This is a genomic window from Bradyrhizobium sp. SPXBL-04, assembly GCF_051853035.1.
In the GTDB taxonomy this organism is placed as follows: domain Bacteria; phylum Pseudomonadota; class Alphaproteobacteria; order Rhizobiales; family Xanthobacteraceae; genus Bradyrhizobium; species Bradyrhizobium zhanjiangense.
The window spans coordinates 1,549,355-1,572,348 of record NZ_CP182472.1 but is presented as its reverse complement, the minus strand read 5'-3'; the positions used below and the strand labels follow the sequence as shown (position 1 = coordinate 1,572,348).

Sequence of the window (22,994 nt, the reverse complement as noted above, 5' to 3'; positions counted from 1 at the left end):
GCTAGATCTTCCCGCCGCCGCAAATGCCCTTCAGCGACTGCCACTCCTTGTTCGTCAGCAGCGGCGGGCCGCTGGCGGGACGATCTTCCCTGGTCATGCGCGCGAGGCGGTCTTCGGTGAGCGGGTGGCTGGCGAGGATATTTGTCAGACCAGAGCCGCCTTCCTTGCCGGTGATGCGGAACATCAGCTCGGCCGCGGGTTTTGGCGAGCGGCCGAGCGCATGCATGATCTCGATGGCGAAAGTGTCAGCGCCGGTCTCGGCCCCGCGCGAATAGGACGCTTCGACCACACTGCGCGAGGCGAAGATCACCGCCGAGGAGCCGGTGACGTCGCCGAACAGCAGGCCGATCAGGAACGAGGTGCCGCCGTTGTAGATCAGGCCGCGCATGTTGTCGTGATGCTTGAGATGACCGAGCTCGTGCGCGAGGATGCCTGCGAGCTCGTCGGGGCTTTCAGCCTTGTCGAGCAGGCCCTTCAGCACGAACACCTTGCCGCCCGGCAGCGCGAACGCGTTCGGCACCGGGCTCGGCAGCACGCCCGCCGTCGTGGAATCGTCATCGAGGCCGGCGGCATCGCGCAGGCGGTTGACGAGCTTTGTGAATGCGGCCTTGCCCGCGGGGTCCTCGCACACTCTGCGGCCGAAGATGGTCTTGACCTGGACCTCGGACGCATCGCCAATGCGTCGCTCGATCGGTTTCGGCACCAGCGGCGCGAGCCGGTCGGCGGCGAGCGGCACGCCGAACAGCACGACACAGACGATGGAGACGGCGGCGGCCACCGACCAGCCCACGATCTTTGCGACGCCGCGGCGCGAGGTCTGGTGCTCGTCGAGCCGCAAGCATCGCGCGGTGAGATCCGCTGCAAGCGCGGCATCACGGATCTCGAGCCGCGCGAGCGGCGGCGCTGACGTCGATGCCAGGCGCAAAACCCCGTCCGGGCCGTCGGCACGGCGGATATCGGCATAGGCCCAGCGAACCGGCGCTTCGCCGTCCTCGGCGATCTCGAGCACATCCCCGAGCGACAGCATCACCTGACGCCTGCGGCTCGAGACGCCGTCGAAGAAGATCGTCGGCTTGACGGACTGCGCCGGGGCCTCGGCAGACAACTCACTCACAGCTCAAAATCCTGCAACATCCAGTCCATCGGCAAAGCCTTCACCGAGCGCGCTGGCGAGCTTTCCGCTGCCGCGCACATCCGCCGCGGCCACGATGTTGTGCACCTCGACAGTCTGCAGCACCTTGGCCCAGAGATCGCGCTGAAGATAGATCCGCATGACGATGTTGGCGGCAAGGGCGAGCGCGAAATAGCCGATCACCATCATCACAACCATCGGGATGCTCTTGGCAGCATTGCCAGCCCCGAACACCTCCTCGGCCGAAACGCCGGTCAGGGTGACGACGAGAAAGGCGCCGCCGCCCATGTAGGCCGCGAAGGCGGTCGTGAGCAGCATCCACCAGCCGATCACCTTCCAGTACAGGCCGTAGAAGGCGTCATGAGGCAGGTGCGAGGACAGGCTGACGTCGCCGATGCGGATGCCGTCGAGCCACCAGCGCCATTCGCGCGCCTTGAACTCGGCATAGAAGAACGGCGCGAGCGGGAAGATCAGCACCGCGATCGGGCTGAGCAGCCACAGCCACCAGCCGCGCTTGAAGAACGTCCAGCCGTCGCCTTCGAAATCGCCGGTGAGATCGCCGTAATGGGTGTGCTGCATCTTGTAGCGTTCGAGTGCAGCCTCGCGCCAGGGCAGCGCCAGGCCGAGCGTCAGGAACACCAGCACGCCCCACAGCATGGCGCGGAGCGAATAGGCCCAGCCCGAGCCGTCCATCCAGAACCGCAGGCCGCGCCAGACCGTACGCGTCAGGCGATAGCGCCGCGCGCGAAAAATCGCGAATTGGCCGAAGGCGTAGAAGGCGATGAAGAGTGGTGTCGAGGCGAAGCCCTGCCAGCGCTCGAATTCGATGCCGACAAGAAAATACGCGAGATAGATCGGCATCAAGATCGCGAGCGCGAACAGGAAGCCGACCAAGAGCTCCTTAGCCCGTCCGGTGTATTCGGCGGCATCGCCGTCCACCGCGGTGTTCGTCCACAAATGACGGCGAATGTCGGTGACGAGCCAGAACCGGTAGAAGCCGAAGGTGACGAGTTCGAGCATGGCACCCCTGGTGACCAACTTGCGGAACTCGGAGCGGTTGCCGATGAAATCGACCCGCGTGGGCGGCAGCGGCGGCGGGACCGGTTCGGAGCCGATAGGGGCCCATTGCATGTCGTTCACGGCGGCAACCTCGGGATGCGGATCTGTTACGGCCAAACTATAGATCAGAGGTTAGTCGATCCCCAAGATGACCGGGTTCGATTTACCCCGATTCCAGTTGGTTTCTTGCACGATTCCGCCGTTAGAGGCGTGAGGGGGATCACGTCGCAAATCTGTCGTCCCGTAGCCTGGATGGAGCGCAGCGCAATCCGGGTCAGCGGTCGTGGCGGCCCGAACCCCGGATTACGCTTGCGCTCCATCCAGGCTACGCACCTCCCGCAAAGGTTGGATGTGGCAAACTCTCCCTTGCCCCGACGCAGACAACCGGCTGTAATTGCAAATCAAATGCCGCAGCGCAGAATTCAACGAGAACGCGCGGTTCACCACAGGGAGAGCGGTCATGCATGGGACCATCGAGAGCGCCGCCAAGCTCGACGCACTTCGCGCACGCGCGACGTCGCTGCCGCTGGAGCAGTTCGATCCGGGCGATCCTGAATTGTTCAGGACCGATACGTTCTGGCCCTATTTCGACCGCCTGCGCCGGGAAGATCCGGTGCACTACTGCAAGAACTCGATGTTCGGGCCGTATTGGTCGGTGACGCGCTACAACGACATCATGGAGATCGAGACCAATCATTCGGTGTTCTCCTCGGCCTCCTCGCTCGGCGGCATCACCATCCGCGACATCGATCCGGACTTGCGTCGCGAGAGCTTCATCTCGATGGACCCGCCGCGGCATGCGGCGCAGCGCAAGACCGTGGCGCCGATGTTCACGCCCACTCATCTGGACAATCTCGCGCTGAACATCCGCAAGCGCTCGGCCGAGTGCCTGGACAACCTGCCGCATGGCGAGGTTTTCGACTGGGTCGACCGCGTCTCGATCGAGCTCACCACGCAGATGCTGGCGGTGCTGTTCGACTTCCCCTGGGAGGACCGCCGCAAGCTGACGCGCTGGTCCGACATCGCCACCACCATTCCCGGTCCCGACGGCCTCGTTGCGAGCGAAGACGAACGGCAGGCCGAGCTGACGGAATGCGCGGCCTATTTCTCCCGCCTCTGGAAGGAGCGCATCGCGCAGCCGCCGAAGAGCGACCTGTTGTCGATGATGGCGCATGGCACTGCTACGCGCGACATGGATGCGAAGAACTTCCTCGGCAATCTCATCCTTTTGATCGTCGGCGGCAACGACACCACCCGCAACACCATGTCAGGCTCGCTTCTCGCGCTGAGCCAGCATCCGGAGCAGTACCGCAAGCTGCGCCAAAACCCCGATCTACTCGACAGCTTCGTGCCGGAGGTGATCCGCTGGCAGACGCCGCTCGCGCATATGCGGCGCACGGCGCTCTCCGATTTCGAGTTCCGCGGCAAGCAGATCAAGAAGGGTGACAAGGTCGTGATGTGGTACGTCTCTGGCAACCGCGACGAGGAGGCGATCGAAAAGCCCTACGATTTCATCATCGATCGCGCCCGCCCGCGCACCCACCTCTCCTTCGGCTTCGGCATCCACCGCTGCGTGGGCTTGCGGCTAGCCGAACTCCAGCTCAGGATTATTTGGGAAGAAATTCTCAAGCGCTTCGACCATATTGATGTGGTCGGCGAACCCAAGCGGGTCTATTCGAGTTTCGTGAAGGGTCTGGAAGAGCTCCCGGTGAAAATCGCGGCATAAATCTGCAGCAGATGAGCCCGAACGATATCCACGAGGAAGCTGCGCCCCCTCTCCCGCTTGCGGGAGAGGGTTGGGGAGAGGGTGTCTCCGCAACGGGACAATCCCCAATAGGATAGAACCCTCACCCGGCGCTGCGCGCCGACCTCTCCCGCAAGCGGGAGAGGTTGAGCAGAAACAATGGAGCCACGACGATGAACATCCAAGCGCCGGTTAAAGTGGACAAGGCCGAACGCATGCGCAGGGCGCGCGAGGAGGCCTATGCGACGCCGCTGGCGCAATTCCACCCCGGCGCGCCCCGGCTGTTCCAGGACGACACGCTGTGGCCGTGGTTCGAGCGGCTGCGCAAGGAAGAGCCGGTGCATTACTGCACCAACGCGCCGATCGAGCCGTACTGGTCGGTGGTGAAGTACAACGACATCATGCATGTCGACACCAATCACGGCATCTTCTCCTCGGACTCGACGCTCGGCGGCATCTCGATCCGCGACGTGCCGGAGGGCTACGACTGGCCGAGCTTCATCGCCATGGACCAGCCCCGGCATTCGGCGCAGCGCAAGACGGTGTCGCCGATGTTCACCCCTCAACACCTGGACGAGCTGGCAAAACTGATCCGGCAGCGCTCGCAGACGGTGCTGGACAATCTGCCGCGCAACGAGACCTTCAACTTCGTCGAGCGCGTCTCGATCGAGCTGACGACGCAGATGCTGGCGACCCTGTTCGACTTCCCCTGGGAGGAGCGGCGCAAGCTGACGCGCTGGTCCGACGTCTCCACCGCGCTGCCCAAGAGCGGCATCGTCGCCTCCGCCGAGGAGCGCCGCCGCGAGATGGACGAGTGCTATGCCTACATGTCGAAGCTGTGGAACGAGCGCGTCAATTCCGCGCCGCGCAATGACCTGTTGTCGCTGATGGCGCACAACGACGCCACGCGGTTCATGGATCCCGATAATCTCATGGGCAACATCATCCTGCTCATCGTCGGCGGCAACGACACCACGCGCAACACCATGACCGGCTCGGTGCTGGCGCTGAATGAGAACCCCGAGCAGTACGACAAGCTGCGTGCCAATCCGGCGCTGATCGATTCCATGGTGCCGGAGGTGATCCGCTGGCAGACTCCGCTGGCGCATATGCGGCGCACCGCGCTTGCCGACACCGAGATCGGCGGCAAGCCGATCCGCAAGGGTGACCGCGTCGTGATGTGGTACGTCTCCGGCAACCGCGACGAGGAGACGTTCGAGAAGCCAAACGACTTCATCATCGACCGCCCGCGGCCGCGCACCCACCTCTCCTTCGGCTTCGGCATCCACCGCTGCGTCGGCATGCGCCTTGCCGAGCTTCAACTCCGCATCGTCTGGGAGGAGATGCTGAAGCGCTTCGACCGCATCGAGGTGGTCGGCGAGCCCAAGCGGATCTATTCGAGCTTCATCAAGGGGTATGAGTCGCTGCCGGTGAGGATTCCGGGGTGATCGCCCCATCCTCCGTCATTGCGAGGAGCTCTTGCGACGAAGCAATCCAGACTGTCACCGCAGAGGAATCCTGGATTGCTTCGCTGCGCTCGCAATAACGAGGTTTTGCACACTCGTAGCCGCAGCGCGTTGACGCCCGCCAGCTATAAAATTCCGGCATGACAGCTCGCTCAAGATGCGAAGGGCCGGCTGCGGGCTTGTGCCCTAAACCGCTGGCGCGGCAGCGTTCGGTGCGCTCCGTCGCCCCGAGGCGAAGATCAAGCGAGCCTGATGTCCCACACCCCTTCCTTGCGGCAGGCGGCGACTTCCTCGCGCAGAAGCGCGGTGATGGCGAGCGAGGCCGTCGAGGCCGGACGATCGATCGGAGAAGCGAAAATGAGCTCGCGCGTCATCGGCTTGGATACGGGCGCGGTCTCCAGCCGCCCGTCCGCGACCTCGCCGTGGACGGATGAGGGCGGCAGCAGCGCGAAACCAAGGCCCTCCTCGACCAGGCTCGTCAGCACGCGGAACGAATCCGCTTCTAACTGGACGTCGAGCTTGATCTTGCGCTGGGCGGCCGCGTGCTCGATCAGGGCGCGGAGGCCGTGGGAATGACTGGGCAGCACCAGGCGTTGTCGCAGCAGCCAGCCGATATCGACGCTCTTCCTGCGCGCGAGACCACAGCCGCGCGGGCCGACCGCGACGATGTTGTCGCGCCCCAAGCTCTGCACATTGAGATGCAGATCGGCCGAGCGTCCATAGAGGATGGCAAGATCCATCTCGCCGCGGTGCAGCCATTCGACGAGATGGCCGCTGTAGCTCTCGACGATGCGCAGCGAGATGCCGGGAAATTTCTCGACGCAGCGCCGCGCAAAACGCGCCGACAGCACGCAGCTCACGGTCGGAACCAGGCCGAGCACGACTTGGCCGGACGGCGGGCCCTTGGCCGACTGGATGTCGTCGCGGATCTGGTCGATCTGCCGCACGATGCCGGAGGTGCGCGCCAGCAGCAGGCGGCCAGCGTCGGTCAGCACCATGCCGCGGCCGTTGCGCGTGAACAGCTCGGTGCGCAGCTCGTGTTCCAGGAGCTTGATCTGGCGGCTCAGCGCCGGCTGCGCCACACGCAACGTGTCGGAGGCCTTGGACAGGCTGCCGAGCTCCGCCACGCAACTGAAGGTCCTGAGTTGACGGAAATCCATGCTTGCCAATCCTGGAAGGCTACTCCATACGCTATAACAAATGAGCATAGGGGGCTGGCGTTGTTTTCACAACGCCAGAGGATTGGCCGGCGTTATCTTAACTGCCGTTACTGATTGGAAACGCCATGAGTCAAGAACACCATACCGAAGATTACGCCGACATCCGCGAAGCCGTCGCAAAACTCTGCGCGCAGTTTCCCGGCGAATATTGGCGCAAGCTCGATCGCGAGATGGCTTACCCCAAGGCCTTCGTGGATGCGCTGACCGAGGCCGGCTATCTCTCGGTGCTGATCCCCGAGGAATATGGCGGCGCTGGCTTGAAGCTCTCCGCCGCGGCTGCGATCCTCGAAGAGATCCAGCGCGCGGGGTGCAATGGCGGCGGCTGCCATGCCCAAATGTACACGATGGGCACGGTGCTGCGGCACGGCAATGCCGAGCAGAAGGCGAAGTATCTGCCGAAAATCGCGAGCGGCGAATTGCGCCTGCAGGCCTTCGGCGTCACCGAGCCGACCAGCGGCACCGACACCACCTCGCTGAAAACCTTCGCGCGCAAAGAAGGCAACGACAGTTACATCGTCAACGGCCAGAAGATCTGGACCAGCCGCGCCGAGCATTCCGACCTGATGATCCTGCTGGCGCGCACCACGCCGAAGGAGCAGGTCAAGAGGCGCACCGACGGGCTTTCGGTGTTCATCGTCGACATGCGCGAGGCCAAGAACCATGGTCTGGAGATCCGCCCGATCCGCACCATGATGAACCATGCCACCACGGAAGTGTTCTTCACCGACATGAAGGTGCCGGCGGAGAATCTGATCGGCGAGGAAGGCAAGGGCTTTCGCTACATCCTCTCCGGCATGAATGCCGAGCGCATTTTGATTGCGGCCGAATGCGTCGGCGACGCCAAATGGTTCATCGCCAAGGCCACCAATTACGCCAAGGAGCGCGCAGTCTTCGGCCGGCCGATCGGCCAAAATCAAGGCATCCAGTTCCCGATCGCCAAGGCCTATGCCTCGATGCGTGCGGCCGAGTTGATGGTGAAGGAAGCGACGCGCAAATACGAGGCCGGCCTCGACTGCGGCGCCGAGGCCAACATGGCCAAAATGCTCGCGGCGGATGCGTCCTGGGAAGCGGCCAATGCCTGCATCCAGACCCATGGCGGTTTCGGATTTGCCGAGGAATACGACGTCGAGCGTAAGTTCCGCGAGACGCGGCTCTACCAGGTGGCGCCGATCTCGACCAACCTCGTGCTGTCCTATGTCGCCGAGCACGTGCTCGGCATGCCCCGCTCGTACTGAGGTAGCAATCATGGGAGCACTTGACGGGATCAGGGTGATTGCGGTCGAGCAGGCGGTGGCGGCGCCGTTCTGCTCCTCGCGCCTGGCGGATGCCGGCGCGGAAGTGATCAAGATTGAGCGGCCCGAGGGCGATTTCGCCCGCGGCTATGACGCGGCGGCCAAGGGCCAGAGCAGCTATTTCGTCTGGCTCAACCGCGGCAAGCAATCGGCGGTGGTCGATCTCGCAACGAAAGAAGGCTGCGCCGAGCTGGAGAAGCTGATCGCCAGTGCCGACGTGCTGATCCAGAACCTCAAGCCGGGCTCGATGGACAAGCTCGGCTTTTCGCGCGAGCGACTGCTCAAGGACTATCCCAAGCTGATCTCGTGCACCATCACCGGCTACGGCGATGAGGGCCCCTACGCGCATCGCAAGGCCTATGACCTTCTGATCCAGGCCGAGAGCGGCCTCGCCTCCATCACCGGCAACCCCGACGGCGCCTCGCGCGTCGGCATGTCGATCGTTGACGTCGCAACCGGCGCCACCGCCCATGCGGCGATCCTGGAAGCGCTGATCGCACGCGGGCGCACCGGCAAGGGCGCCGACATCCGCATCTCCATGTTCGACGTGATGGCCGATTGGTGCACCGTGCCGCTGCTCAACTCGGAAGCCGGCAATCCGCCCAAGCGCATGGGCCTGCGCCATCCCTCGATCGCGCCCTACGGCGTGTTCACCTCGAAGGACGGCAAGGATATCCTGATCTCGATCCAGAGCGAGCGCGAGTGGAAGACGCTCTGCGCGAAGGTGCTGGACCAGCCGGATCTGCCGAGCGATCCGCGCGTCGCCAACATGGTCGAGCGCGTGCGCAACCGCGACTTCACCGACAGGACGGTCGCAGATATCTTCGGCAAGATGACGCGCGACGAGCTTCTCAAGCGGCTGTCGGACGCCGACATCGCGTTCGCCGAGGTCAACACCATGGCCGATCTCACCAACCATCCCCATCTGCGCCGCATCGAGGTCGACACGCCGAACGGCCGCGTCAGCTATCCCGCGCCGGCGCCGATCATCGTCGGCGAGACGCGCTCGTATGGCCCGGTGCCCGCCATCGGCGACCGTCCCCAATCCAGGAAATAACAAGAGCGAGGCGTCATGACCGAGAAGCTCGACATCGATCACTTGCGGCAATGGATCGGCCGCAGCACAGAGGCCACCGACATCGTCACCACGCAGCTCGTGAAGGGCCTGCGCGCGACGCTGTTCCAGGACGTTGGCGAGCCCAGGGCGGGCGATGCCGCACCGCTCACGGTGCATTGGTGCCTGGCACAGCCGGTGTTTCCGATGTCGATGCTCGGCCCCGACGGTCACCCGACCCGCGGCGGCTTCCTGCCGCCGGTACCGCTGCCGCGCCGGATGTGGGCCGGCGGCGAGATCGAGTTTTTGCAGCCGCTGCGCGTCGGCGACGAATCGACGCGGACCTCGCGCATTGCCGACGTTCAGGTGAAATCAGGCTCGACCGGCACGCTGTGCTTCGTCTCGGTCGAGCACAGCATCTCTTCGCCGCGCGGGCTCGCTATCCGCGAGCGGCAGGACATCGTCTATCGCGAGATGACGAGCAGCGCGCCGGCGCCCGCAAAGGCTCCGCCCCCGCCTCCGAAGGCACAGCACCGCGAGACCCATGTCTCCGATCCCGTGCTGCTGTTCCGCTACTCCGCGCTGACCTTCAACGGCCACCGCATCCATTACGACCGCGACTACGTCACCAAGGTCGAGGGTTATCCGGGCTTGATCTTCCACGGGCCGTTGCAGGCGGCTCTGATCATCGAAATGGCGGCCCGCTTGCGCGACGGCAAGGCGCCGAAGAGGTTCACCTATCGTGGCGTGCAGCCGCTGTTCGAAGGCACGGAGTTCTCGATCAACGCGAATGACAGCGGCGAGAGCATGGAGCTGTGGACTGCGAATGCCGAGGGGCAGCCGACGATGAAGGGCACAGCGGTGTGGTAAGCCACCGCTGCCTCCTCGTCATTGCGAGCGCAGCGAAGCAATCCAGACTCTCCCCGGGGAGATAGTCTGGATTGCTTCGTCGCAACGGCTCCTCGCAATGACGTTGGGGCTGATTGCGCGAGAACCAACAAGGGACGGAACCATGTCCAAGAACGGCAAGACCGGCAGCAAATCCGTCACAGTGAAGCAGGCGACTCTCGGCCTGCTGCGATCCTTCGGCATCGACAGGGTGTTCGGCAACCCCGGTTCGACCGAGCTGCCGTTCCTGAGCGACTGGCCCGACGACATCGACTACGTGCTGGCGCTGCAGGAGGCCAGCGCGGTCGGCATGGCCGACGGCTACGCGCAGGCGACGCGCAATGCCAGCTTCGTCAATTTGCATTCGGCGGCCGGCGTCGGCAACGCGCTCGGCAATATCTATACCGCACATCGCAACCAGACACCGCTCGTGATCACCGCGGGCCAGCAGGCGCGTTCGATCCTGCCGCTGCAGGCGTTCCTCTACGCCGAGCGCGCCTCCGAATTTCCGCGGCCTTACGTCAAATACAGCGTCGAGCCGGCGCGGCCCGAGGACGTGCCGGCCGCGATCGCGCGCGCCTATTACACCGCGATGCAGCCGCCCTGCGGGCCGACCTTCGTGTCGATTCCGATCGACGACTGGGCGCATGCGGCAGCTCCCATCGAGGCCCGCAAGGTCAGCCGCGAGATCGGACCCGAACCGGAGGCGATGCAGGCGCTGGTGAAGGCGCTGACGTCGAGCAAGCACCCCGCCCTCGTGGTCGGTCCCGGCGTCGACCGCGCCGGCGCGGTCGATCTGATGGTGCGCGTCGCCGAGAAGGCCAGGGCCAGCGTCTGGGTCAGCCCGTTCTCGGCGCGCTGCTCGTTTCCCGAGCGGCATCCGCAATTCGCGGGCTTCCTGCATGCGTCGCCCGCGCAGCTGTCCGATGCGCTACGCGAGCACGACCTCGTCGTCGTCATCGGCGCGCCGGTGTTCACCTTCCATGTCGAGGGCCATGCCGCGATCTTCGACGGCGGCGCGACGATCTTCCAGATCACGGATGATCCGGATGCGGCGGCGGTGACGCCGGTCGGCACCAGTATCATCGCCACCATCAAGCCGGCGCTGAGCCTGCTGCTCGACCTTTTGCCGGAGAGCAAGCGGTCGACGCCGAAAGGCCGCACGCTGCCGCCGCCGCCGCAAGCCGCCGATCCGCTGCCCGTCGACTTCTTGCTGCACTCGCTGTCGCAGGCGATGCCTGAGGGCGCGTCGCTGGTCGAGGAAGTGCCCTCGCACCGGCCGGCGATGCAGAAATTCATGCCGATGCGCGGCCAGGACAGTTTTTACACGATGGCGAGCGGCGGCCTCGGCTACTCCTTGCCCGCCGCGGTCGGCATGGCGCTCGGCAAGCCAAAGCAGCGCACGGTCTGCCTGATCGGCGACGGCTCGGCGATGTATTCGATCCAGGCGCTATGGACCGCTGCGCAGCGCAAGCTGCCGCTCACCGTTGTCGTCATCAACAATTCCGGCTACGGCGCCATGCGCTCATTCAGCCAGGTGATGCAGGTGCGCAACGTGCCCGGGCTGGAGCTGCCGGGGATCGATTTCGTGCGGCTCGCCGAAAGCATGGGCTGCCATGCGGTACGGGTGAGCGAGGCGGCGGAGCTGGGCGAGGCGCTGAAACGCGGGATGGCACACGAAGGCACGAGCCTCGTGGAAGTGATCGTGGATGCGGCGGTGCCGGTGCTGTACGGGCAAAAGCATTAGGAGTGCAGGCCATATCTTCACCGTCGTCCTGGCTCGCATGCACCACTAGGACGCCAAAAATCCTCCATCCGCCGCGAGCACGTGTCCCACGACATACGACGACGCGTCCGACGCCAGCCACACCACCGCCTCCGCCACTTCCTCCGGGCTCCCCATCCGCCGCAGCGGCAGGCCGGCGCTCACCGTTGCGACATCGCCGACGCCGGCGCGAAGCATCATGTCGGTGACGACGCGGCCGGGGGCGATGGCGTTGATGCGGATGCCGCGGGGGGCATTCTCCATCGCGGCCGAACGCGTCAGCGAAATCGCGGCGGCCTTGGAGGCCGAGTAGAGCGAGAAGCCGGGATTGGGATTGCGCACGCCGCTGACGGAGGCGTTGACGACGATGCTGCCGCGGCCCTTCGCGAGCATTGCCGGCAATTGGTGGCGCAGGCACAGGAACAGCGCGCGGACATTGGTGTCGAACACGCTGTCGTAGATATCAGTGCCCTGCTCCTCCAGCGGCGCGCGGCGCTCCTGGAATCCGGCATTGTTGAAGGCCACGTCGAGCCGGCCGCAGCGCTTCATGGCCGTGCTGACGAGGCGCGCGACGTCGTCCTCTCGCGTGATGTCGGTCTTGACCGGAATGGCCAAGGCACCGAGCTCGCCGCATGCCGCGGCGGTTGCTTCGATCTCGGCCTCGCGCCGGCCCGCGACAAAAATCGCTTCCGCGCTTTCGGACGCCATCCGTAGCGCGGTGGCACGGCCGATGCCGCTGCCGCCGCCCGTCACCAGGCAGACCTTGCCCCTCATCCGCATCCCCGCCGGCAAAGTTCCGCTCATGGCTCACTCCAAAACGCTTGCGTGCGCCGTTGCACGCATATAGTTGTATGATACAACTATATGCCAGGAGTCAAGATGGCCGAGCTTTCGCTGATCGACGACATCCGCGCCGCCTCGCGCCTGATGGTGCGCGAGCTCGGCTTCATGGACGCGACGGTGGCGGCATCGGACTATCCGCCGTCGGCGGTGCACACCATCCTCGAGATCGGCATCCGCGGGCCCATGACCTCGGGACAGCTCGGCGATTTCCTGCGGTTGGAGAAATCCAGCGTCAGCCGCCTGGTGCGCAAGCTGATCGACTGCGGCGAGCTCAGGGAGACGCCGGATGAGCTTGATGCACGCAGCAAGCTGCTGTCGCTGACAGCGAAGGGACGGCGCACGCTGCAGGCGCTGCACGCGTTTGGGCGGCAGCAGGTGAGCGGAGCGCTGGCGGCGCTGACGGAGGCGGAGCAGCGCACCGTGCGCGAGGGGATGATGCTCTATGCGCGGGCGCTCAGGCAGAGCCGGATGGAGGAGGAGGGGCGGAGTGCGGCGTAGCCGTGTAGCTCGCCCCATCGTCGTCCTGGCGAAAGCCAGGACCCATTACCCCAAGGAGTAGTTTGGCGAAGACTTGCCGTTCGGTACTCCTATCGCGGCTAGATCGGTAGACCTCGCGGTATGGGTCCTGGCCTTCGCCAGGACGACACCGAAATTGCGGCACTCCCTCCCTACTTCCCGAACTCCTCCCGCATCTTCGCCTGGATCTTGGCCATGCCGCCGATCCAGCGGTCGTAATTCTCGGTCTTTTTGCGCATGTAGCCGAGCACCTGGGGGTGCGGCAGGATCAGGAACGTCTCCTGTTCGAGGCCGGCGAGCACGTCTTTCGCCACCTGCTCCGGCGTCAGATCGCCGTCGCCGGATTGCGGGCCTTTCGGGATCGAGCGCAGCATGTTGGTGTCGACGCCCTGCGGGCAGAGGATCGAAACCTTGATGTTGTGGGCCTTGTGCGAGATCGCGAGATTTTCGGCAAAGCCGACCGCGGCGTGCTTTGTCGTCGAATAAGCCGGGCTGCCGACCTGCGACAACAGGCCGGCGGCCGAGATCGTGTTGAGGAAATAGCCGCCGCCGCGCGCCTTCATGCGCGGGATCAGATGCCGCGCGGCATAGACGTGGGCCATGACGTGGATCGCCCAGCTGCGCTGCCACGGCTCGTCGGAGGCGCCGCCGGCATTTTCTGACATCGGATCGAAGCCGCCGCCGATGCCGGCATTGGAGCAGAACAATTCGATCGGGCCGAACTGCCGCTCGGTCTCCTCGATGACGTGCGCAATGTCCTTTTCCTGCGCGACGTCGCATTTGAAGGCGGCCCCATCCACCATGGCCGCGACCGCCCTCGCATTGGCGGCATCCATGTCCGCGACGACCACCTTGGCTGCACCCGCCTCGTGAAAAGCCTCGCACAGCGCCTTACCGATGCCATTGGCGCCGCCCGTGACGACCACGACCTTGCCGGTCACCTGCATGCGACGTCTCCTCTTGTCTTGGACCGCGTCTCTTATACCGCTTCGCGGCTTGCTCAGCTCAACACGAGGTCGAGAACCGCGGTATAATGACACGCCGCGCCGGCCAAGACAAAGCCGTGCCAGATCGCATTCTGGAAGCGCAGCCGCCGCCAGGCGTGGAAGATCACGCCAAAGCTGTAGAGCAGGCCGCCTGCAAGGATGAAGCCCAGCACCAGCGAGGGCAACGCCCTGACGACGGCGTCGTAGATCATGAGGCCACTCCAGCCCATCGCGAGATAGATGCCGACCGAGACCCGGTCGAACCGGCCGGGATAGAGAAGCTTCAGCACGATGCCGAGGATCGCCACGCACCAGACGCCGGCAAGCAGCACCAGCGCGAACACGCTGTCCTTCACTTCCAGGATGAACGGCGTGTAGGTCGCCGCGATCAACAGATAGATCGCGGAATGGTCGAACCGCCGCAGCAGCCATTTGGCCGGCGACACCGGCCAGAGATTATAGGTCGCCGACAGCACCAGCATCGAGATCAAGCCGGCGACGTAGATCGAGACGCCGACGATGTCGGTGGCCTTGGAATAGACCGCGGCCAGCACCACCAGCACGGTCGCTGCGATGATGCCGAAGAGGACGCCGATCGCATGCACGACGCCGTCGGCGATCAGCTCGGCGCGATCGTAGTTCCAGCCGATCGCGTCGGCTGCGGCGTGGACGGAGCTGGATGCAAGCTGTTTCAGTTGGAAGACGGTCATGGCAATCCGCAAAGCGTGGCAATGCCCTCTTGTATGGGTCTTTCGAGATCGGCGCATCGTTCAAACGGCTGATTTGCCGACAAAGGCGGTGGAAGTATGAAGCTTGATTTTCCTCAGGCAGTTGCCACTTTTGTGAACGGTCGCACATTCCTCCCGCCCGAGATCCCCTAACGTTCATATGGTATTCAGTTTCCAGGATATGGTCGAGGAGGCGCGGCTGTCGGCGAGGGCGCTGATCGACTATGGCGAGCATTTCTTCAATCCGACGCTGCGGCTTGGCGTCACCGGCCTGTCGCGGGCCGGTAAGACGGTATTCATCACGGCGCTGATTCACGGCCTCACCCGCGGCGGCCGGTTTCCGGTGTTCGAGGCCTATGCCTCGGGCCGGATCGCGCGGGCGCATCTGGCGCCGCAGCCCGATGATGCCGTGCCGCGCTTTGCCTATGAGAACCATCTGCGCGCACTGATCGAGGAGCGGCGCTGGCCGAGCTCGACCGTCGATATCAGCGAGCTCCGTCTCGTCATCGACTACCAGCGCCCGAATGGCGCCGACCGCGCGCTCACGCTCGACATCGTCGACTATCCCGGCGAATGGCTGCTGGATCTGCCGCTGCTGCAGAAGAGTTTTAGGCAATGGTCGGCGGAAAGCCTGGCGCTGTCGCGTGAGGCGCCGCGTGCGCATCTGGCAACGGACTGGCACGCGCATCTCGCAACGCTCAAGCCCGACGCACGCGAGGATGAGCAGGCAACACTGACGGCCGCGAAGCTCTTCACCGATTATCTGCGCGCTTGCCGCGACGAGCGCTTCGCGATGAGCCTCTTGCCCCCCGGCCGCTTCCTGATGCCCGGCAGTCTCGCCGACACGCCGGCGCTGACCTTTGCGCCGCTCGACGTGCCCGCCGACGGGCGGGCGCCGGAGGGATCGCTATGGGCGATGATGGTGCGCCGCTATGACGCCTACAAGGACATGGTGGTGCGGCCGTTCTTCCGCGATCATTTTGCGCGGCTCGACCGCCAGATCGTGCTGGCCGATGCGCTCACCGCGTTCAACTCCGGACCCGAAGCGCTGCACGATCTCGAAGCCGCGCTTGCCGGCATTCTGGATTGCTTTAACATCGGTCGCAGCACGTTGCTCTCCAGCCTGTTCCGGCCACGCATCGACCGCATCCTGTTCGCGGCGACCAAGGCGGACCATCTGCATCATTCCAGCCACGACCGGCTCGAGGCCGTGCTACGCCGTGCGGTCACCGGCGCGGTTACGCGCGCGGAAAATACTGGCGCGGAGATCGACGTGGTGGCGCTCGCCGCCATACGCGCCACGCGCGAGGCGCAGGTGGCGCGTGGCCGCGACAAATTGCCGTCGATCCTGGGAACGCCCGCCGCGGGCGAAAGTGCCGGCGGCGAATTCTTCGACGGCAACACCGAGGTTGCGACCTTTCCAGGCGATTTGCCGCTGGATCCCGAACCGCTGTTCAACGGTACGGACGCGTTCCGCGGGCTCTCGACGCAGGCCGCCGAGAAGAGTGATTTCCGCTTCCTGCGCTTCCGCCCGCCGAAGCTCGAGCACGAGGGCACGGAAGAGCCGGCCCTGCCACACATCCGCCTCGACCGTGCCTTGCAGTTCCTGATCGGAGACAAGCTCTCATGAACGAGCGATCCCAGCAGCGGCGGCCCGCGACGTTCCGGCTGGACGATCCCAGTGTCGTCGTCACTGAAGCCGACGAGACGGGACGGATCAGTCGCGGCACCATCCAGATCACGCCGGAGCCCGATCCACTGGCGCTGCCGGTGCCGGTTCAAACCACGCTTCCGGCGCGGCGCGGCTTTCCCTGGGGCACGATGTTCTGGTCCGGGCTCGCCGGGTTGACGCTGCTCGGTACCGGGCTCGGTGTCGTCCGTCTGATCGAGGATCTGTTTGCGCGCAGCGAAAGCCTCGGCATGGTCGGCCTCGCTTTCGCGTTCGTCACTGCGCTTGCGCTTGCCGTCGTGATCGGGCGCGAGGCGTTCGGGCTGGCACGGCTCGCGACCATCGAGAAACTGCATCAGCGCGCCGCGGCGGTGCTTGCCAGTGATGATCGCAAGGAGAGCCGCGTCATCGTGCAGGACCTCCTGAACATCGCGCACCAGAATCCGCAGCTCGCACGCGCCCGCGCGACGCTGGAGAGCCATGCCGGCGAGATCATCGACGGCGCCGACATGATCCGGCTCGCCGAGCGCGAGTTGATGTCGCCGCTGGACGCGGAGGCGCGGCGGCTGGTGTCGTCGGCCGCGCAAAAGGTCTCGATCGTCACGGCAGTCTCGCCGCGCGCGGCGATCGACGTGCTGTTCGTGTTCGTCGCCGCGCTGCGCCTGATCCGCCAGCTCGCCTACCTCTATGGCGGCCGCCCCGGCGCGCTCGGCATGATCCGCCTGCTCCGCCACGTCATCGCCCATCTTGCCATCACCGGCGGCATGGCCGCGAGCGACAGCCTGGTGCAGCAGATGCTCGGCCACGGCATCGCCGCGAAGCTGTCGCAGCGGCTCGGCGAAGGCGTGCTCAACGGTCTGCTGACGGCACGGCTCGGCCTTGCCGCGATCGAAGTCACGCGGCCGCTGCCGTTCGCGGCCCTGCCGCCGCCGAAGCTGTCGGACCTCGCGACGGATCTGTTGCGGAAGAAAGACGAGGAGGGGTAGGGCTCTGCTCGTCCTTACCCTCCCCTGGAGGGTAGGGCTATCGCATATGCATTTCGCGGGGACCACCCGCGAGTTTGCTCCGCCTCTCCCGCTTGCGGGAGAGGCCGACGCGTCCCGGGCGATGCGAAGCATCGTCCCGAGCGCGGCGGGTGAGGGCTCTCACCGCACTGGGATCGCCTCCGCAATTCTCGACAATCCCGACGCGGAGGCACCCCCACCCCAGCCCTCCCCCGCAAGCGGGAGAGGGAGCCCACTGCCGATGGAGAGATCACCCCACCCCGCTCGCGCTGCGCGCGATCGACCCTGCCCCTCCAGGGGAGGTAAGAGAAACCGCGCGAGCCTCGCGCTGAATTCTCCCGCCAGCACGCGCCACTGAAACAGCGGCGAATCCTTCGGAGGCGATAGCTCCGGCGTCCAGCCGGTGAGCTTTTCCAGCACATAGGTGTCCATCACGCGCCCACGCCAGCGGCGCTCGACCTGGCCAAGCGGCTCGCGTTTCGCCGGGATGCTCTCCCATAGCGATGATCGATTGTCCGGCTCCCGCCCGACATAGATGCCGGCGTGGCCCTTGATCCGATCCATGCCGGGATCGCGGAAATCCTGGAAGCGGCCGCGCTCGTTGATCTCGACAACGGGCACGCGGCCCCTGAACAGCCAGCGCATCATGGCGTAGGTGCGATAGTCCGTGGTGGCGATCCAGGTCGCGCCGGTCTCGTCCAGCGCGGCCTGCGCGCGCGCGGCGACCTGCTCGTAGCCGGCTTCCGCGCCGATCGGGTCGATCTTGCCGAGCAGATTCCAGGGCGCGGCGACGTAGTAGAGGAACACGATGACGACGAAGGCGATGCCCGTGGTGATGGATGTCCTGGCCCAGAACGCCGACGATCTGAGCATGCGCGCCGACCATCCCTCCTTCCTCATCGTTGCGAGGTTCACAGCCGCCGCGGCGAAGCCGACCGGCCACATGAACATCGGCCAGGTGTCGCCGACCCGAAGCGTCATCGACTTGACCAAGAAATAGAGAAACGGCACCAGCACCGCGGTCGACAACAGGATCGCAACCGGCTCGCGCGTGCGATAGCCGCGCCATGCCGTCAGCACCAGGCCCGTCAGCACCACCGGCAGCATCACGAAGCCGACCAGGCCGAATTGCAGGCCGATGTAATCGCCGATGGTGCGCAGCGAGATGCCGTAACTGGCAGTGGCGCGCACGCCCTGGAAGCGAAACGAGGCCCAGTCGTGCTGCGCATTCCAGATCAGCACCGGCGAGAACACGAGGGTCGCGACCAGCACCGCGAGATAGGGATAGGGGCTGCGTAGCCAACGCCAGCGCCAATCTGGCACGAGTAGAAAAGCTGCCACGGCGGGCGCGAACATGATCGCGGTGAATTTCGACAGCATCGACAGACCCGCGAACAGGCCGGCCGCGAGCCACCAGCGTCCATCGCCGCTTTGCGCGAGCCGCACTAGCGACCACATCATCGCCACCGCAAACGGGATCATGGCGACATCGGGCGCGACCTTGGCCATCAGCAGGCCGTAATAGAGCGCGGCCTCCGGCATCAGCACCGCGATCATGATCGCTCGTGCGTCATGGGTGAGACGGCGAACGATGTCGGCGAGCAGCAGCTGCGTCACCAGCATCGCGACGATGCCGCCGAAGCGGACGCCAAGCGCGGTGTCGCCGAAGATCGCAGTGCCGAAGCGAATGAGCCAGGCGACGCCAGGCGGATGATCGAGGAAGCTGAGCGCTGCCTCCTTCGACCAGGTCCAGTAATAGGCCTCGTCGGTGCGCAACTCGATCGCGGAGGCGTAGACGATGCGCAGCACGGTCATCGCAGCGATGATCGCTGCGGCCATGACGAGGGGCCGGCGCGCGGCGCCGCGGAGGGGCACGGTGATGTCAGGGGCTGTCGTCACGGCCGCGCTTTTGGCCAACCTGGGAGGGGGAGTCAATGCGGGGGGCTACCGTCGTCCCGGGCAAGCGAAGCGCAGACCCGGGACCCATAACCACAGGGTGGAGTTTGGCGAAGACTCGGAGTTACCAACCCGTCGCACAACATCTTCCTGTGATTATGGGTCCCGGATCGGCGCGCTTGGGGCGCGTTTGTCCGGGACGACGGCGGAGCGGAAGGACGCGGAATGGTGGGCACGGCGCCAAGGCGCCTTTGCCCACCCTACGAGGCTGTGACTCTTTTCCGTATCGAGCGTCAGGCGGATATGATTCTCTAAGCAGATTGATTTGCTGGAGAGAATGATGGCTGACGACGGACTTTTTGGCGAATTGCCGGAACAGTCGGCGCCATGCACCGAAGTGGTGCCGCGGGGCGCACCTCGGCTGCGCGAGCCTGTGCGCGATCAGGTCGAATTGCGAGCGGTCGATATCGATAGCCTGATCGGGCAGGATCATCCGGTGCGGGTGATCTGGGCTTATGTCGAAGGGCTCGACTTGAGCGAGCTGGAAGATCGCGTCAAGGCGCGGGAGAACAGGCCGGGTTATCCGGCGCCATCGCCACGGTTGCTGCTGGCGCTTTGGCTGTACGCCACGAGCGATGGCGTTGGCAGCGCGCGGGCGCTGGACCGGCTCTGCGACAGTCACGACGTCTACCGCTGGCTCTGCGGCGGCGTGTCTTTGAACCATCATACGCTATCGGACTTCCGGGTCGGCTGTGCCGACTTGCTCGACCGTTTGCTGGTCGAACATCTGGTGGCCCTGAACGAGGCAGGGTTGGTTGATCTGGAGAAGCTGACCCAGGACGGGGTGCGGATACGGGCGAGTGCGGGAACCGGATCGTCCGGCGGGAGGCGACGCTGGATCGGCAGATGGCACAGGCCGGGGCCGTGGTGGAAGAGCTCAAGCGCGAGGTCGATGCGGATCCGGAAGCCAGCAATCGGCGTATCCGGGCCGCTAAGGAGCGCGCGGCGCGGGAACGCAGCGAGCGGGTGCAGGCCGCGCAAGCGGCGCTGGCTGAGATCAAGCGCAAGCGAAAACAGCTCGATGACAAGGGCGGCAACGGCAAAAAGCCAAAAGAGCCACGGGCCTCTACCACCGACCCGCAGGCACGGGTGATGAAGATGGCGGATGCCGGCTTCCGTCCAGCCTACAATGTGCAGGTGGCTAGCGCGGCCGGCGAACTGATCGTGGTCGCGATCGATGTCGACAACAGCGGCTCAGATCGCGGCTTGATGCGACCGATGCTGGAGCGAACGCGCGCTCGGCTGAAGCGCTTGCCACGCCGCTACCTCGCCGATGGCGGGTTTTGCAGTGGCGAGGACATCGAATGGGCGCATGGCGAAGGTATCGAGGTTTACTGTCCTCCTCCCAAATCCAGGAGCGGTGTCGATCCCTTTTTACCCCGGAGCAACGACGGTCCTGGCGTAGCGGCCTGGCGTGCTCGCATGGCCAGCGAAGCCGGCAAGGCACAGTACCAAGCCCGCACAATCTGCGAATGCATCCATGCCCGATGGCGGAACTGGGACCTCAGGCAATTAACCGTGCGCGGTATCGCGAAGGTCCGTGCCGTTGTGCTCTGGTACGCCCTCACCAACAACATCCTGCAGGGACACCGTCTCGTAAAGGCATAGACCGCAGCAGCATACCGACGGCCTGACGCCGCCGGCTTCGACCTCAAGGGACGCTAACGCCCCTTGAGGTCCATGCCGAAACAAACGAATTGGCTCACAGGCTCTACGATTCCGTAACCTTGCCGCGGATGTGACCTCACAACCTGTCCAGCCCTGGAATTAAACGCTACGCTGGCTGTTCTCCTTCATGAACTGATACAACCGAATCATGGCCACCGCTCCCATACAGATGTCCGTCGTCCGTGCCACCAGCGTGCGGCAGGTGCGGCTTATCTGTGGAATCATCCTGTTCTCCTATGTGGTGAGCCATTTCCTCAACCATGCGCTCGGCAACATCTCGGTCGATGCCATGGAGGCCGGGGTCTACTACCACACCCTATTCTGGCAGTTCCTCCCCGTCGCGATCGTGTTCTACACGGCCGCACTCACCCATATGGGGCTCGGCCTTTACGCGCTGTACCAGCGCCGGCAGTTCCGCTGGCGGACGATCGAGCCGCTCCAGCTGGTGCTGGGCTTGAGCATCCCCGCTTTGGTCATGGCGCATGTGATCGGGGTGCGGCTCGGCCAGACGCTGTACGGACACCAAAAGCTGTATCCGCAGGAACTCTATCTGTTCTTCGTCGCATCACCCGGCCGGCTCTGGCAGATGACGATCCTGCTTCTGGTTGCCTGGGTGCACGGCTGCATCGGCATCTTCTTCTGGCTTCGCCTCAAGCCGTTCTTCACGCGCGCGGCACCCTATCTGCTCGCGGCGGCCGTGCTGATCCCGACGCTGTCGCTGCTCGGCATCTATCAGGGCGGCCGTAGCATCGCCGTCGAGAGCGACGATGGAGAATGGCGTACGCACAATCTCACCCGCCGCCAGGTCGGCACCGTCGCGGAAGGCAATACGCTCGACCACATCACCGGCGGCCTCACCGTCGGTTATTTCGGCCTGCTCGGACTGGCGCTGGCGGCGCGCGGCGTGCGCGCGTTGCGCGAACGGCGCGGCGGCATGATCGCGTTGTCCTACGGCAACGGCAAGACGGTGCGGGTCCCCAAAGGGCTGTCGGTGCTGGAAGCGAGCCTGCGCCACAATGTACCTCATGCCAGCGTCTGCGGCGGCCGCGCCCGCTGCTCGACTTGCCGCATCCGCATCATCGGCGATCACGGCGCCCTGCCCGAGCCGTCGCAGCGCGAGGCTTTCGTGCTGACCCGCGTCGGCACCAGCGATCCCTCGATCAGGCTCGCCTGCCAGCTGCGGCCGACGTCGGATCTCTCCTTCTTTCAACTTTTCACCCCGCACACACTCTCCGCGAATGCGCAGGCTTCGACGCCTGCCAGAATCGGCCAGGAGCGCTATCTCGTCAGCCTGTTCGTGGACATGCGCGGCTCGACGCAGCTTGCCGAGAAGCGGCTGCCGTTCGACACCGTCTTCATCGTCAACCGCTTCCTCGGCGCGGTGTCGCAGGCGGTGATCGAGAACGGAGGCCAGCCGAACCAGTTCGTCGGCGACGGCATGCTGGCGCTGTTCGGGCTGTCGGCCGATCCGCAAGAGGCCTGCCGGCAGGCCCTGAAGGCAGCCGCGGGGATCGCCACGCATATCGACGAGCTCAATGAGCTCCTGAGCCACGATCTGCGCCAGCCGATCCGTTTCGGCATCGGCATCCACGGCGGCGAGGTCATCATCGGCGACATCGGCTATCGCGATCACATCGTCTTCACCGCGCTCGGCGATGCCGTCAACGTCGCCGCCCGCCTCCAGGACATGACCAAGACGCTGGCTTGCGAAGCGATCGTCTCGGAGGAAGTCCGCCGCACCGCCGGCCTTGTCGAGCACGCCCTGCCGCAGCAGGAGGTCGCGATCCGCGGCCGCGACGAGCCGATGGCGGTGCGCGTCATCGCGGATGCGAGGGAGCTGACGGCGCTAGTCGACGGGAGCGTGCGCGTCGCGGCGTAGCGCGCAAGCCACACGGAAGGTGCGCTCCCTCCCCCGCTTGCGGGGGAGGGTTGGGGAGAGGGTGCCTCGACAACGGGACAATCCCCCAGAGGAGAGAGCCCTCACCCGGCGCTCCGCGCCGACCT

At 65.2% G+C, this 22,994-nt stretch carries 17 protein-coding genes and 1 pseudogene; 11 read left to right on the top strand and 7 right to left on the bottom strand.

Annotated elements, in window-relative coordinates; genetic code table 11:
- Position 1: 1 nt before the first annotated feature.
- Complete coding sequence (locus tag ACNJX8_RS07385; RefSeq protein WP_439360079.1) at positions 2-1,114, bottom strand: M48 family metallopeptidase; 1,113 nt, start codon at positions 1,112-1,114, stop codon at positions 2-4.
- A 3-nt stretch (positions 1,115-1,117) separates the two neighbouring features.
- Positions 1,118-2,263: a DUF898 family protein gene (locus ACNJX8_RS07380; protein ID WP_439361828.1), complete on the bottom strand. Its 1,146-nt coding sequence runs from the start codon at positions 2,261-2,263 to the stop codon at positions 1,118-1,120.
- 388 nt (positions 2,264-2,651) lie between these two features.
- Between ACNJX8_RS07380 and ACNJX8_RS07375 the strand changes: the two genes are divergently transcribed.
- Positions 2,652-3,917, top strand: a complete 1,266-nt coding sequence (locus ACNJX8_RS07375; protein WP_439360078.1) for a cytochrome P450 — start codon at positions 2,652-2,654, stop codon at positions 3,915-3,917.
- 191 nt (positions 3,918-4,108) lie between these two features.
- Entirely contained in the window at positions 4,109-5,383 is a 1,275-nt protein-coding gene (locus tag ACNJX8_RS07370; protein WP_439360077.1) for a cytochrome P450, read from the top strand.
- Between the two features lie 257 nt (positions 5,384-5,640).
- Here ACNJX8_RS07370 and ACNJX8_RS07365 read toward each other — a convergent pair whose 3' ends face one another.
- A complete protein-coding gene (locus tag ACNJX8_RS07365) occupies positions 5,641-6,561 on the bottom strand; it encodes a LysR substrate-binding domain-containing protein (RefSeq protein WP_128931645.1) in 921 nt (306 codons plus the stop codon).
- Between the two features lie 125 nt (positions 6,562-6,686).
- Between ACNJX8_RS07365 and ACNJX8_RS07360 the strand changes: the two genes are divergently transcribed.
- From ACNJX8_RS07360 to mdlC, 4 genes are all read left to right on the top strand, one after another.
- Positions 6,687-7,856, top strand: a complete 1,170-nt coding sequence (locus ACNJX8_RS07360) for an acyl-CoA dehydrogenase family protein (RefSeq protein WP_128944760.1) — start codon at positions 6,687-6,689, stop codon at positions 7,854-7,856.
- A 10-nt stretch (positions 7,857-7,866) separates the two neighbouring features.
- A complete protein-coding gene (locus ACNJX8_RS07355) occupies positions 7,867-8,970 on the top strand; it encodes a CaiB/BaiF CoA transferase family protein (RefSeq protein WP_439360076.1) in 1,104 nt (367 codons plus the stop codon).
- A gap of 15 nt (positions 8,971-8,985) precedes the next feature.
- Positions 8,986-9,837 (top strand): FAS1-like dehydratase domain-containing protein, encoded by an 852-nt coding sequence (locus ACNJX8_RS07350; RefSeq protein ID WP_439360075.1) that lies wholly within the window; start codon positions 8,986-8,988, stop codon positions 9,835-9,837.
- Positions 9,838-9,979: 142 nt separating this feature from the next.
- The gene (gene mdlC, locus ACNJX8_RS07345; protein WP_439360074.1) at positions 9,980-11,602 is read left to right on the top strand and encodes a benzoylformate decarboxylase; all 1,623 of its coding nucleotides are present in this window, start codon (positions 9,980-9,982) and stop codon (positions 11,600-11,602) included.
- Between the two features lie 45 nt (positions 11,603-11,647).
- On the opposite strand, the gene ACNJX8_RS07340 is transcribed toward mdlC, so the two are convergent.
- Positions 11,648-12,424, bottom strand: coding sequence for an SDR family NAD(P)-dependent oxidoreductase (locus tag ACNJX8_RS07340; protein ID WP_439360073.1), 777 nt, complete (start codon positions 12,422-12,424; stop codon positions 11,648-11,650).
- Positions 12,425-12,499: 75 nt separating this feature from the next.
- Between ACNJX8_RS07340 and ACNJX8_RS07335 the strand changes: the two genes are divergently transcribed.
- The gene (locus tag ACNJX8_RS07335) at positions 12,500-12,961 is read left to right on the top strand and encodes a MarR family winged helix-turn-helix transcriptional regulator (RefSeq protein ID WP_439360072.1); all 462 of its coding nucleotides are present in this window, start codon (positions 12,500-12,502) and stop codon (positions 12,959-12,961) included.
- A 170-nt stretch (positions 12,962-13,131) separates the two neighbouring features.
- Here ACNJX8_RS07335 and ACNJX8_RS07330 read toward each other — a convergent pair whose 3' ends face one another.
- Both ACNJX8_RS07330 and trhA read right to left on the bottom strand, forming a co-directional pair.
- Positions 13,132-13,926, bottom strand: coding sequence for an SDR family oxidoreductase (locus tag ACNJX8_RS07330; RefSeq protein WP_128931638.1), 795 nt, complete (start codon positions 13,924-13,926; stop codon positions 13,132-13,134).
- Positions 13,927-13,979: 53 nt separating this feature from the next.
- Positions 13,980-14,675 (bottom strand): PAQR family membrane homeostasis protein TrhA, encoded by a 696-nt coding sequence (gene trhA / locus ACNJX8_RS07325; protein WP_439360071.1) that lies wholly within the window; start codon positions 14,673-14,675, stop codon positions 13,980-13,982.
- 178 nt (positions 14,676-14,853) lie between these two features.
- Between trhA and ACNJX8_RS07320 the strand changes: the two genes are divergently transcribed.
- Both ACNJX8_RS07320 and ACNJX8_RS07315 read left to right on the top strand, forming a co-directional pair.
- Positions 14,854-16,323: a YcjX family protein gene (locus tag ACNJX8_RS07320; protein ID WP_439360070.1), complete on the top strand. Its 1,470-nt coding sequence runs from the start codon at positions 14,854-14,856 to the stop codon at positions 16,321-16,323.
- Positions 16,320-17,348 (top strand): YcjF family protein, encoded by a 1,029-nt coding sequence (locus tag ACNJX8_RS07315; RefSeq protein ID WP_439360069.1) that lies wholly within the window; start codon positions 16,320-16,322, stop codon positions 17,346-17,348. Before ACNJX8_RS07320 ends, ACNJX8_RS07315 begins: the two co-directional genes overlap by 4 nt.
- A 159-nt stretch (positions 17,349-17,507) precedes the next feature.
- On the opposite strand, the gene ACNJX8_RS07310 is transcribed toward ACNJX8_RS07315, so the two are convergent.
- A complete protein-coding gene (locus tag ACNJX8_RS07310) occupies positions 17,508-19,205 on the bottom strand; it encodes a glycosyltransferase family 39 protein (RefSeq protein WP_439361827.1) in 1,698 nt (565 codons plus the stop codon).
- Between the two features lie 394 nt (positions 19,206-19,599).
- Here ACNJX8_RS07310 and ACNJX8_RS07305 point away from each other — a divergent pair.
- Both ACNJX8_RS07305 and ACNJX8_RS07300 read left to right on the top strand, forming a co-directional pair.
- Positions 19,600-20,930: pseudogene (locus ACNJX8_RS07305) on the top strand (IS1182 family transposase).
- A gap of 208 nt (positions 20,931-21,138) precedes the next feature.
- Positions 21,139-22,869 (top strand): adenylate/guanylate cyclase domain-containing protein, encoded by a 1,731-nt coding sequence (locus tag ACNJX8_RS07300; protein WP_128941500.1) that lies wholly within the window; start codon positions 21,139-21,141, stop codon positions 22,867-22,869.
- The last annotated feature ends 125 nt before the right edge of the window (positions 22,870-22,994 follow it).